Origin of the sequence: Caulobacter sp. D5 (genome assembly GCF_003185805.1) — a bacterium.
Taxonomy (GTDB): Bacteria; Pseudomonadota; Alphaproteobacteria; order Caulobacterales; family Caulobacteraceae; genus Caulobacter.
In genome coordinates, this window is record NZ_QHJY01000546.1 from 1 (window position 1) to 1121 (window position 1121).

Here is a 1121-nt window from a genome sequence, read left to right on the forward strand (position 1 = left end):
AGCCGGCAGCCAAACGACCGCGCGGAGCGTCTAGGCTTCGTCGAAACGGTACACACAACAGCACCTCCGGGCGTCGCCCGGGCGCTCCGCTCCCTCCCCGCCCCGCGCGCCGTTCCGGCCCGCGGCCGTCGACGCACGCCAGGTGCAGTCCCTTCAGGAGCAAACCCATGGCCAGAGCCAAGGCGAGAGCCAAGCCCCGCCGCAAGCGCGACGACTACGTGCACATCCCGTTCATTCAGTTGGCGCAGCAGGACAAGGATCGCGTGAGGAGCGTCACCTACGCTATCAGAATCGAACTCGAGGCTTGGCGCATCGAGCACGGCATACCCGAAGGCTGCGACACGCCCTTCAATCAGCTGCCGCCGTTCGGTCCAAGCTTGCAGGATAAGGTCGACTCGATCCTGCCGTGGTTCATCGAGCAGATCATCTGGGCCAACGGCGGCGATCCCCGCCGCGAAGGCCCCCTCGTCGAATACTGGCCGCGCCAGAAATCGCCCCCTCGCCCCAAATGGTGAAGGCGATAGACTGGGCGCGTCAGCAGCCCTCGGCAGGGAGATCCGCGGCATGGCCAGGCTCGTCTTCGGCATGAACCAGTCGCTCGACGGCTATGTCGACCACACGGGGTTCGCGCCCGGCCCCGTGCTCTTCCGCCACTTCATCGACCAGGCCCGCGAGCAGGCGGGCAGCATCTATGGTCGCCGCCTCTACGAGATCATGGCCTACTGGGACGAGGAGCAGCCCGACTGGGGCGCGCCCGAACGCGAATTCGCCCAGGCCTGGCGCGCCCAGCACAAATGGGTCGCCTCCCGCACCCTGACCTCGGTCGGCCCCAATGCCACGCTGATCCAGGGCGACCTGGCGACCGCGATCGCCGACCTCAAGGCCCGGATCGACGGCGAGATCGAGGTCGGCGGCCCGAACCTGGCGCGCAGCCTCACCGAGCTTGGCCTGATCGACGCCTACCGGATCTACCTGCACCCCGTCGTGCTCGGCGCCGGCGCCCCCTACTTCGCCGCCCCCCGCCCCCGCCTGCGCCTGGTGGCGACAGACCGCATCGACGACGACGTGATCCGGCTGACCTACGAGCCGGCGTGAATGATCCCTCTCTCTTTGAGAGAGGG

General features: G+C 68.2%; 2 protein-coding genes. Both read left to right on the top strand.

The window, feature by feature from the left end; all coding sequences use genetic code 11:
* Positions 1 to 167 precede the first annotated feature (167 nt).
* Positions 168 to 515: a hypothetical protein gene (locus DMC18_RS25040; RefSeq protein ID WP_110121301.1), complete on the top strand. Its 348-nt coding sequence runs from the start codon at positions 168 to 170 to the stop codon at positions 513 to 515.
* A gap of 49 nt (positions 516 to 564) precedes the next feature.
* Complete coding sequence (locus tag DMC18_RS25045; protein WP_110121300.1) at positions 565 to 1095, top strand: dihydrofolate reductase family protein; 531 nt, start codon at positions 565 to 567, stop codon at positions 1093 to 1095.
* The last annotated feature ends 26 nt before the right edge of the window (positions 1096 to 1121 follow it).